The sequence below is a fragment of the Streptomyces sp. NPDC058964 genome (genome assembly GCF_042741275.1).
Lineage (GTDB): Bacteria > Actinomycetota > Actinomycetes > Streptomycetales > Streptomycetaceae > Streptomyces.
Map to the genome: position 1 here is coordinate 1 of NZ_JBHYKH010000330.1, position 10,086 is coordinate 10,086.

Annotated in this window: 12 protein-coding genes, 1 tRNA gene and 1 pseudogene; 7 read left to right on the top strand and 7 right to left on the bottom strand. The window is 73.1% G+C overall.

Features of this window, described 5'->3' with window-relative positions:
* Nucleotides 1–187 precede the first annotated feature (187 nt).
* The 4 genes from ACFW2E_RS31460 to ACFW2E_RS31475 form a co-directional block, all read right to left on the bottom strand.
* Entirely contained in the window at nt 188–853 is a 666-nt protein-coding gene (locus ACFW2E_RS31460) for an NUDIX domain-containing protein (RefSeq protein WP_384470579.1), read from the bottom strand.
* A gap of 104 nt (nt 854–957) precedes the next feature.
* The gene (locus tag ACFW2E_RS31465; RefSeq protein ID WP_384470582.1) at nt 958–1,635 is read right to left on the bottom strand and encodes an NAD(P)-dependent oxidoreductase; all 678 of its coding nucleotides are present in this window, start codon (nt 1,633–1,635) and stop codon (nt 958–960) included.
* Entirely contained in the window at nt 1,632–2,531 is a 900-nt protein-coding gene (gene sigJ / locus ACFW2E_RS31470) for an RNA polymerase sigma factor SigJ (protein ID WP_384470586.1), read from the bottom strand. Before sigJ ends, ACFW2E_RS31465 begins: the two co-directional genes overlap by 4 nt.
* 200 nt (nt 2,532–2,731) lie before the next feature.
* Nucleotides 2,732–2,805, bottom strand: a tRNA-Pro gene (locus ACFW2E_RS31475).
* A gap of 104 nt (nt 2,806–2,909) precedes the next feature.
* On the opposite strand from ACFW2E_RS31475, the gene ACFW2E_RS31480 reads away from it, so the two are divergent.
* Both ACFW2E_RS31480 and cobF read left to right on the top strand, forming a co-directional pair.
* Entirely contained in the window at nt 2,910–3,443 is a 534-nt protein-coding gene (locus tag ACFW2E_RS31480; protein WP_384470589.1) for a DUF309 domain-containing protein, read from the top strand.
* A gap of 55 nt (nt 3,444–3,498) precedes the next feature.
* Nucleotides 3,499–4,272 carry a precorrin-6A synthase (deacetylating) gene (gene cobF, locus ACFW2E_RS31485; protein WP_384470593.1) on the top strand — a complete coding sequence of 258 codons (774 nt, stop codon included), beginning with the start codon at nt 3,499–3,501 and terminating at the stop codon, nt 4,270–4,272.
* A gap of 14 nt (nt 4,273–4,286) precedes the next feature.
* Here cobF and ACFW2E_RS31490 read toward each other — a convergent pair whose 3' ends face one another.
* Complete coding sequence (locus ACFW2E_RS31490) at nt 4,287–5,033, bottom strand: cobalt-precorrin-6A reductase (RefSeq protein ID WP_384470596.1); 747 nt, start codon at nt 5,031–5,033, stop codon at nt 4,287–4,289.
* A 90-nt stretch (nt 5,034–5,123) separates the two neighbouring features.
* On the opposite strand from ACFW2E_RS31490, the gene ACFW2E_RS31495 reads away from it, so the two are divergent.
* A complete protein-coding gene (locus tag ACFW2E_RS31495) occupies nt 5,124–5,909 on the top strand; it encodes an HAD-IIA family hydrolase (protein WP_384470599.1) in 786 nt (261 codons plus the stop codon).
* Nucleotides 5,910–5,924: 15 nt separating this feature from the next.
* Here ACFW2E_RS31495 and ACFW2E_RS31500 read toward each other — a convergent pair whose 3' ends face one another.
* Complete coding sequence (locus ACFW2E_RS31500; RefSeq protein WP_384470602.1) at nt 5,925–6,698, bottom strand: sulfite exporter TauE/SafE family protein; 774 nt, start codon at nt 6,696–6,698, stop codon at nt 5,925–5,927.
* Between the two features lie 172 nt (nt 6,699–6,870).
* Nucleotides 6,871–8,058, bottom strand: coding sequence for a thiolase family protein (locus ACFW2E_RS31505; RefSeq protein WP_384470605.1), 1,188 nt, complete (start codon nt 8,056–8,058; stop codon nt 6,871–6,873).
* 152 nt (nt 8,059–8,210) lie between these two features.
* Here ACFW2E_RS31505 and ACFW2E_RS31510 point away from each other — a divergent pair, with 152 nt between their 5' ends.
* The 4 genes and pseudogenes from ACFW2E_RS31510 to ACFW2E_RS31525 form a co-directional block, all read left to right on the top strand.
* A complete protein-coding gene (locus ACFW2E_RS31510) occupies nt 8,211–9,020 on the top strand; it encodes an alpha/beta hydrolase (protein ID WP_384470608.1) in 810 nt (269 codons plus the stop codon).
* A 79-nt stretch (nt 9,021–9,099) separates the two neighbouring features.
* On the top strand, nt 9,100–9,366 hold the full coding sequence (locus ACFW2E_RS31515; protein WP_384470614.1) for a WhiB family transcriptional regulator: 267 nt from the start codon (nt 9,100–9,102) through the stop codon (nt 9,364–9,366).
* Nucleotides 9,354–9,622 (top strand): annotated as a pseudogene (locus ACFW2E_RS31520) (ferritin-like domain-containing protein); the annotation flags it as partial. The gene ACFW2E_RS31515 and the pseudogene ACFW2E_RS31520, both read left to right, overlap by 13 nt.
* Before the next feature lie 170 nt (nt 9,623–9,792).
* Nucleotides 9,793–10,086, top strand: a 294-nt coding sequence (locus ACFW2E_RS31525) for a DUF3140 domain-containing protein (RefSeq protein ID WP_384470611.1), incomplete at its 3' end; no start/stop codon positions are given.

Genomic DNA, 10,086 nt, shown 5'->3' on the forward strand with positions numbered 1-10,086 from the left:
GGGGTTTGTTTTTTTCCGGGGGGCCCCCCGCGCCCCCCCGCCCGCCACCCCGCCGGGGGCGGCGGGGCGGGGGGGGGGCGGGCCGCGGCCCGGTCGACGGTCGCGCACGGCGAGGGAGGTCTTCTCGTGCGTACCCGACCCGAACAGCATGGCGCCCAGCCCGGGCACACCGAAATCGCGCTTCAGGTCAAGAGGCGGCGAACGGCCCTTCCAGAGCGGCCCATTGGAGCAGCATGATCGTCTTCGCGTCGGCGATCCCGCCGGTGCGGATCATCTCCAGGGCCCGGCGGAAGGGCAGTTCGAGGATCTCGATGTCCTCGCCCTCCTCGTCCAGTCCGCCGCCCTCGTGGGTGCGGGTCGAGGGTCCGTAGGCGGCCGCGTAGAAGCTCACGCGCTCGGTCACCGAACCCGGGCTCATGTAGACGTCGAAGACGTGCTGGACGTCGCCCACGGTGTGCCCGGTCTCCTCCACCGCCTCGCGCCGCACGGCGATCTCCGGGTGCTCGTCATCGGCGTCGAGCAGCCCGCCCGGCGTCTCGACGAGCATGCCGTCCGGATGCCCGTTGACGTACACCGGGAAGCGGAACTGCCGGGTGAGCAGCACGGTTTCGCGTTCCCTGTCGTACAGCAGCAGGGTGGCGCCGTTGCCGCGGTCGTGCGTCTCGCGGGTCTGGGTGCTCCAGGAGCCGTCGGCGAGCCGGATGTCGAAGGTGGTGGCGCGTTCGACGTACCAGTGGCTGGACAGGAGCTTCACCTCGCGGACCTTGACCCGCGGATTGCCGGTCAGGTCCAGCCCGGTCCGGTCGAGGCCGGTACGGCCCCGGCCGTCCGGGGTGTCGATGCCCGCGGTCATCGGGTGCCCGTCGCACGGGCGCCGGTGTACGAATTGGTCATGGTCGACTCTCTATCACCTCCGGGCCGAGACCGCGGGAACGTCCGGAGGCTGGTCCGTGGGCGTCAGTCGGCGATGCCGATGGTCCGGCCTGCCGTCCCGGGCTGTTCGAGGACCCGCAGCATGTGATGGGCGACGTCGGCGCGCGAGACCCGTGAACCGCCGCGGAGGTTTTGCTCGTACGCGGTCCGGTAGACGCCGGTGAGGGGCTTGTCGGTCAGGCGCGGCGGGCGCGAGATCGTCCAGTCCAGACCGCTGTCCCGCACCAGGTCCTCCATCAGGGCGAGGTCCGCGTAGTGCGCGCTGAACGCGACCCGCGCGATGCGGCTGCCGAGGTGGCGCATGAGGAACCCGTCGCCGGGGTCGTGCCTGGGCGGGTTCGGCCGGCCCGGCGACGGCACGGTGCCGATCGGCGCGGCGCTGACCACGACAAGGCGCCTGACGCCGGTCGTCCGCATCGCGGCCACGAGGGCCCGTGTGCCGCGCGAGGTGATGCCCGCCTCGGCCCTGGGCCTGCGCGGCCCCAGTCCGGACAGGACGGCGTCCCGGCCGTCGACGGCGGACGCCAGCGCGTCCGGGTCCGGCGCGGCCAGGTCGGCCACGACGACGCGTACCCGGCCGCCGCGCTCGGTCAGGTTCGCCGGGTTGCGTACGACGGCGGTGACGTCATGGCCCGCGGCCACGGCCTGTTCGAGGAGGTGACGGCCGATGCCGCCGGTTGCCGCCACGATGGTGAGCTTCATCCGTTGTCCTCCTGGGTGAGACCCGTGAGTTTGTCGGGATTGGTCAGGAAGTAGACGCCGCGCACCTGCCGGCCGCCCGGCACCAGGTCGAGGACCAGCACGGCGAAGGGCGAGTCGCCGTCGAACAGCAGCGCCGAGGGGTCGCCGTTGACCCGCCGGTAGCGGACGTCCAGGACGCTCGGGGCGCGGCCGGTCGCGCCGGCCAGCAGGCGGGCGACCTTCTCCCGGCCGTGCACCGGCCGCGGACCGGCGGCCGTGGCCTTGCCCCCGCCGTCGGCCCACAGCGTCACGTCCGGCGCGAGGATCCGCAGCAGCGCCTCGAGGTCACCGCCGGACACCGCGGCCACGAAGTGCTCGGTCACCTGCTGCCGCAGCCGTGGATCGGCGCGGTGGCGCGGGCGCCGGGCCTGGACGTGCTCGCATGCGCGATGGGCGAGCTGACGCACCGCCGCGGGACTGCGTCCCAGGATCTCCGCGGTCTCGGTGTGGGCGTAGCCGAACACCTCGTGCAGGACGAACACCGCGCGCTCCAGCGGGGTGAGCGTCTCCAGGACGACCAGCAGCGCCAGTGACACCGACTCGGTGTCGCCGGCCGGGTCCACGAACGGGGTGACCAGTGGTTCGGGCAGCCAGGGTCCGACATAGGTTTCGCGGCGCCGGCTGATGGCGGCCTGCCGGGCGAGGGCCTTGTTGACCGCGATCCTCGCCAGATACGCGCGCGGACTGCCGATCCGCTCCCGGCCCTCCGCCGCTTCCCTGGACGACCAGGCCAGCCAGGCCTCCTGCAGCACGTCCTCGGTGTCGGCGACGCTGCCGAGCATGTTGTAGACGATGGAGAACAGCAGCTCACGGTGCTCGACGAACACTCGGGTGGCCGACGAGGTGTCGGACGTCATGGGACCTCCTGCGGTGTCTTGCCTCTATGAGCAGCAGGAGGACCGGAAGTGTGACACCGGCGGGCGAGAAAATCGAGGAACCCGGAAAACCGACAAAACCGAGGAACCCGAGGAACCCCAGGAACCCGCCGAGACCGAGAAAATGCGGAAGCCCGTGCCGGAAAACTCCCGCACGGGCTTCTGACCTGCGTTCTCGCAAGTCGGGACGACAGGATTTGAACCTGCGACCCCTTGACCCCCAGTCAAGTGCGCTACCAAGCTGCGCCACGTCCCGGTGCGCTGACTCACGGTGACCCGTGTGATCGCGCGAACAGCACTTTACCCCACCTGCCGGGCTGCGCCGAAGAGGGCACGGGGCCGCGGTGGACAATCGGTCGCATGGGCAGCACAGGAGCATCGTCGGGGCGACCGGCGGAGACCCGGGACCGGGACGGCGAGGGGCGGGCGAGGAACGCCCGGCCCCGGGACGGGCTCGGCAGACCGTTGCCGTACGGCGCGGACGGGGTGGCACGTCAGCCGGAGGGGGTCGTGCGCGCTGCGCGGGAGACGGTCCGTGAGGCACAGTCGCTGCTGGACGCGGGCAGGCCGTTCCACGCGCACGAGGTCTTCGAGGACGCCTGGAAGTCGGGGCCCGAGGAGGAGCGCACGCTGTGGCGGGGGCTGGCCCAGCTGGCCGTCGGGCTCACGCACTCCGCCCGGGGCAATGCCGTCGGTGGCGCGCGGCTGCTGCGGCGCGGTGCGGGGGCCGTCGAGGAGTGGGCCGCGGAGTGCGGTGAGCGGCGGCCGTACGGGATGGATCTGGACGGGCTCGCCGGCTGGGCCCGGGAGCTGGCGGGCCGCGTGGCGCGGGACGGCGGCGGGGTCGACGCCGGGGCGGAGGCGCCCCGACTGCGGGGACGCGGGGCCCCGTAGCGCCGCGTGCGGAGGCGGTGCACGCACGGTCAGTGGCATGGGGCAGACTCGGGGCGTGCGAAAGATTCATGTCATCGGTATCGGTGCGGGCGACCCCGACCAGCTGACCCTGCAGGCGGTCAGGGCCATGCGCGGCACCGACGTGTTCTTCATCCTGGAGAAGGGTGAGACGAAGAGCGATCTGACGCGGCTGCGCCGGGACATGCTGGACGCGCACGTACCGGAGGGGTCGTACCGGCTGGTCGAGGCGCGCGACCCGGAGCGGGACCGGAACGCGGGCGGCGCCGCGTACTCCCCGGCCGTCGGGGACTGGCGCAGCGCCCGCGCCGACGTCTACGAGCGGCTGATCGCCGGGGAGCTCGGGGAGGACGAGGCCGGGGCCTTCCTGGTGTGGGGGGATCCGGCGCTGTACGACAGCACCCTCGGGATCCTCGAAGAGGTTCTCGCGCGGGGCGCGGTGACCTTCGAGTACGACGTCGTGCCGGGCATCAGCAGCGTCTCGGCGCTCGTCGCGCGGCACCGCACGGGGCTGAACCGGGTGGCCAGGCCGGTGCAGATCACCACGGGCCGGCGGCTGGCCGAGGGGTTCCCCGAGGGGGTGGACGACGTGGTGGTGATGCTCGACGCGCACCAGGCCTTCCGGCGGTACGCCGATCAGGACATCGACATCTACTGGGGCGCCTACATCGGCACCCCGGACGAGATCCTCGTCTCCGGTCCGGTCGCGGAGGCCGGTCCGCGCATCGAAAGGGTGCGGGCCGAGGCGCGTGAGCGCAAGGGCTGGATCATGGACACGTATCTGCTGCGCCGGCACCCGAAGGACGACTGACCGGCACTCGCCGGTCACCGCGGGGTGAGGCCCAGCCCTTCCAGCACGTCCGCCACGTCGGGCACCGCGGTCACGCCGTCCGGCAGCGGGGGGCGGCGCACGACGACGACGGGCAGCCCGAGTCGGCGCGCGGCCGTCAGTTTGGCGGCCGTCGCCTCTCCCCCGCTGTCCTTGGTGACCAGCACGTCGAGGCGGTGCGCGCGCAGCAGCGCCAGTTCGTCGGCCACCGTGAACGGCCCCCGGGCCAGGACCACTTCGACGTCCGGCGGCATCGGCGGCCCGGGTGGTTCCACGGACCGTACGACGAAGTGCAGGTCCGTCAGGTGGGCGAAGGCCGCCAGGCCCAGCCGGCCGGTGGTGAGGAACACCCGGCGGCCCAGGCCTGGCAGGGCGTCCGCGGCCGCCTCCAGCGACGGCACCTGGTGCCAGCGGTCGCCCGAGGCGGGCCGCCAGCCCGGTCGGCGCAGGACCACGAGGGGAAGTCCGGTGGCCCGCGCGGCCCGTGCCGCGTTCGCCGTGATCGACGTGGCGAAGGGGTGGGTGGCGTCCACGACCGCGTCCGCACGGTGCTCGCGCAGCCAGTCCGCCAGCCCCTCCGCTCCGCCGAAGCCACCGATGCGCAGGTCCCCCTCCACGGCACCGGGCCGGGCCACCCGGCCCGCCAGCGAAGTGGTGACCCGGACACCGGGACGGGCCGCCAGGCCGGCGGCGAGCCGCCGTGCCTCGGTGGTGCCGCCGAGGATCAGGACGTGCGGGGACATGGAGGTGAGAGTACGGCGTCCGTTCCGGTCGGGTGACGACCGGTCCCGTCGTACGGGCCGGTACGCCGCCCGCCTCGCTATGGTCCGGGGATGGAGTCCGTAAGTGCCGTGCTGATCGACATCGACGGGGTGCTCACCGTCTCGTGGCAGCCGCTGCCGGGGGCGGTGGAGGCCCTGCGGGACATCCGTGGCGCCGGGCTCGGGGTCGCGCTGGTCACCAACACCACCTCCCGTACGCGCGCGTCGATCGCCGGGACGCTGTCGGGGGCGGGTTTCGAGGTGACGGCCGAGGACGTGCTCACCGCGCCCGCCGTCACCGCGGCCCACCTCGCCGAGCACTTTCCCGGCGCCCGGTGCGCCCTCCTCAACAGCGGGGACGTCGAGGAGGACCTCGCCGGTGTGACGCTGGTCGGCGGGGACACCGAGCCGGACGTGGTGGTCGTCGGCGGCGCGGGTCCCGAGTTCGGGTACGAGGCGCTGAACCGGGCCTTCGGGCACCTCCAGCGTGGTGCGCGGCTGGTGGCCATGCACCGCAATCTGTACTGGCGCACGGACGCCGGTCTTCAGCTGGACACCGGCGCCTTCCTGCTCGGCCTGGAGAAGGCCGCGCGGGTCGAGGCGGAGGTCACCGGCAAGCCGTCACCGGCGTTCTTCGGGGCGGCGCTGGCCCGGCTCGGGGTCGGCGCGGACCGGGCGCTGATGGTGGGCGACGACATCGAGTCGGACGTGCTGGCGGCGCAGCGCGCGGGGATCACCGGTGTCCTGGTGCGGACCGGCAAGTACCTGCCTCAGACGCACGAGAGGGCGAGCGGCACCCCGGACCACGTCCTGGACTCCTTCGCGGACCTGCCCGCCCTGCTCGGACTGCGGCGATAGCCCCCCCGGGCGGCCCTACTTCAGGAGCAGCTGCACACCGCCCACGACGGTCGCGGCGATCACCAGCTGCTCGAACAGCCGCTGGTTGATCCTGCTCACGGCCCATTTGCCGAACAACGCACCGGGCACGACGAACACGGCGAGCGCGGCGTCGAGCAGCAGCGAACGGCCGTCGATCAGGCCGAGGCCGGCGCTGAAGGGCAGCTTGGACACGTTCACGATCAGGAAGAAGAAGGCCGACGTGCCCAGGAAGCCCAGTTTCCGGAAGCCGGCCGACAGCAGGTACAGGGACATCACCGGGCCGCCCGCGTTGGCGACCATGGTGGTGAACCCGCCGAGGACACCGTACGAACGGGCCTTCATCCGGCCCGTGCGGCCGGCGACCGGCGCGGGCTCCTCGTCCGCGTCGGCCCTGCGCCGCCGCCACACGGTGACGGCTGCCATGAGCAGCAGGATCGCGCCGATCGAGGTCCGTACGGCCCCGTCGTCGGCCCACACCAGGAACAGCGTGCCGATCACCACGCCGGCCGCCACGGCCGGGAACAGCCGCCACAGCGTGGGCCAGTGGGCGTGCCGGCGGTAGGTGGCGACGGCGAGCAGGTCGCCGACGATCAGTACGGGGAGCAGTACGCCGGTGGAGGCGCGGGCGGGCAGGACCGCCGCGAAGATCGCGAGGCTGACCGTGTTGGCCCCGCTCACGGCGGTCTTGGAGAAGCCGACGAGGAGCGCCGCGAAGGCGAGGGCGGCGCACTCCCAGCCGGTTATGTGCCAGAGCGTCATCGTGTTCATGCGGACACCGATGCTATGCACATGCGTTCGGCCGCCGTCAGAAGGGTGCCGGCTGGTGGCCGTGGGCCGTCCTGCCGTCCGGGGGCCCGCCCCGGACCCCCGCTTCGGCCAGAACGGCGGTCCTCGATCCACGGAGGGGCCGGTACGGCCGACCGGTGCTGCGAAGCTCGGCTCAGTGCCGCTCCACCAGCACCGCGCTCCCCTGCCCGACTCCGACGCACATGGTCGCCAGCCCGCGTTCCGCTCCCGTGCGCCGCATGCGGTGCAGCAGGGTGGTGAGGATGCGGGCGCCCGAGCAGCCCAGCGGATGGCCGAGGGCGATGGCGCCGCCGCTGGGGTTCACCAACTCCGGGTCGATGCCGAGCCGGTCGACCCCTGGGAGGGCCTGGGCTGCGAACGCCTCGTTGAACTCGGCCTCCTGGAGGTCACCGGTCTCCCAGCCCGCACGGGCGAGCGCCTTGCGGGTGGCGGGCACCGGCCCGATGCCCATGACGTCGGGGTGGACGCCGGCCGAGGCGCCCGCGACGTAGCGGCCGAGCGACTCCAGCCCCAGCTCGTTCAGTGCCTCCTCACTGACCAGCAGCAGTCCGGCGGCACCGTCGTTCATCGGCGAGGCGTTGCCCGCGGTGACCGTTCCGCCGTCCCGGAAGACCGGCCTGAGCCGGGCGAGCTTCTCGTACGAGGTGTCCTCGCGGACGCACTCGTCGCTGTCGACGACGATGCCGTCCGGGCGCTCCACGGGCAGGAGTTCGTCGTCGAAGTGCCCGTTCTTCCGTGCCGCGGCAGCGAGTTGGTGGCTGCGCAGCGCGAACCGGTCCTGGCGTTCCCGCGGGACGCCGTACCGCTGGGCGACCTCCTCGGCGGTCTCACCCATGGACAGCAGGCCGTGGAGCTCCTTCATCGCGGGGTTGACCAGGCGCCAGCCGAGGCGGGTGTCGACGGTCTCGATGCGGTGCGGGAGCGCCTCGTCGGGGCGGGGCAGGACGAAGGGGGCCCGGCTCATCGACTCGGAGCCGCCGGCGACCACGATCTCGGCCTCGCCCGCGGCGATGGTGCGGGCGGCGGCGGTGACCGCCTCCAGTCCGGAGGCGCAGAGCCGGTTCACGGTGGCACCGGGCACGGTTTCGGGGAGTCCGGCGAGCAGCGCGGCCATCCGGGCGACGTTGCGGTTGTCCTCGCCGGCCTGGTTCGCGGCGCCCCAGTAGACGTCGTCGATGCGGGCCGGGTCGAGCGCGGGCACGTCTGCGACCAGGTGGCGGATCACGGTCGCCGCCAGGTCGTCGGGCCGTACGGAGGACAGGGACCCGCGCAGCTTGCCGATGGGTGTGCGGCGGGCGGCCGCGAAGTGGACGGGACGCACGACAGGACTCCTGAGCGAATACGTGGCGGGCCGGCCCCGGACCTCGTCGTCCCGGACCGACTTAATTAGCAGTGCTAGTTTTGGACTATAGACCGCGGACCCGGCCCCTGGGAAGATCCTCGGGCACCTTCACCGAGGCAGCCGGAGGAGACATGGCCGACACACGGGAGCACGTCCTGACCGGAACCCGGGGCACGATCACGGCTCTGGAGTGGCCGCATCCGGGGCCCCGGTACGTCGCCCTCGTGGTGCACGGCTACGGCGAGCACGCCGGGCGCTACCGGGAACTGGCCCAGGTGCTGACCCGACACGGCGCGGCGGTGTACGGCCCCGATCACATCGGCCACGGCAGGTCCGCGGGCGAGCGTGTGGTGATCGAGGACTTCGAGGACGTGGTCACCGATGTGCACGCAGTCGCCGGTCTGGCCCGTGCCGCGCACCCCGGGCTGCCGGTCGTCCTGATCGGCCACTCCATGGGCGGCCTGATCGCCGCCCGCTACGCCCAGCGGTACGGCGACGGGCTCGCCGCGCTGGTGCTGTCCGGCCCGGTCATCGGCGTCTGGGAGCTGCCGGGACGCCTGCTCGCCCTCGACGAGATCCCGGACACCCCCGTCAGCCCCGCCGCGCTCTCCCGCGACCCGGCGGTGGGGGCCGCGTACGCCGCCGATCCGCTGGTCTGGCACGGCCCGATGAAGCGCCCGACGCTGGAGGCGTTCGTACGGACCCTGGAGACCGTCGCCAAGGGCGGCGACACCGGCCCGCTCCCGCTGCTGTGGCTGCACGGCGACGACGACCGGCTGGTACCGCTGCCCGGCAGCCGCATCGGAGTGGAGCGGCTGAGCGGCGGGCGGCCGACCGAGCGGATCTATGCCGGGGCCCGGCACGAGGTCTTCAACGAGACGAACAGGACGGAGGTCTTCGCGGACCTGACCGGCTTCCTGGACGACGTACTGACCGGCTGATTCCGGCCGGTCCCGGCCGGTGTGCCGCCTGGCCGGAACGCCGTGTTTGCGGCTGTTCGCCCTGGGCACCCGCGCCCGCATGGAATGGTTGCGCAGAGCCGCCTGCACGGGTGAGGACCCCGAGCTGTTCTTCCCGGTGGGCACGACCGGACCCGCGCTTCGGGACATCGCGGCCGCCAAGCGGGTCTGCGCCCGGTGCCCGGTGATCACGCCGTGTCTGGCGTACGCGCTGGCCCATGGCCAGACCCACGGCGTCTGGGGCGGAACCTGCGAGGCGGAGCGTGCCGCGCTGCTCCGTGCGTGGGGGGACGAGGAGAGAGGGGGAAGTTCTCGGTGCCCGTGGTGAAGAGCACGCTGCCCGACCAGGCGCTCCGGGTCACCGGTGCCGCCCTCCAGGACACCCTGGCGGACCGGCTCGGGCTGTCACTGGTCGGGAAGCAGGCGCACTGGAAGGTCGTGGGGCCCCGGTTCCGCTCGATCCAGCTGCGGCTCGACGAGGTGGTGGCGACCGCGCGGGCCCACACCGGCACGGTCGCGGAGCGCGCCGCGGCGCTCGCGTCCCGCCCGACGGGCGTCCGGAGACCGTCGAAGCGGCCTTCACCCCTGACCGGGCCGTGCCTCTCGGTCCCGGCGATCCGCTCGCGCAGCCGCGCGACGGCCGACTCCAGGGTCTGCACCAGCACCCGGACGGCTTCCGTGTCCCGCAGCCACACCCTCCTCGGCGCCGGGCACGACGAAACGTGACCGGCACACGGCAAGGGAGGACGGGACCATGACCGACGCTCTCGAACTCGACGCGCTGTGGGAGGACTTCCACCGAGCGGTGAACATGACCTCGCAGGAACTTGCGGCCTGGCTGCGGGTCCGGGACGCCGACGCGAACGCGGAACCGCTGCCGGAGGAGGCGGGCACGCCCACCGGCCGCCACGTCCTGGCGATCCTGCAGAAACGGCGCACCGACCTCACCGACGACGACATCCGCGTGATGCACACGGTGGTGGAGACGGTCGACGGCCTCGCGGACGTGGAGAACGGGCCGGAGCCCGGCGACACACGCCGCCGGCAC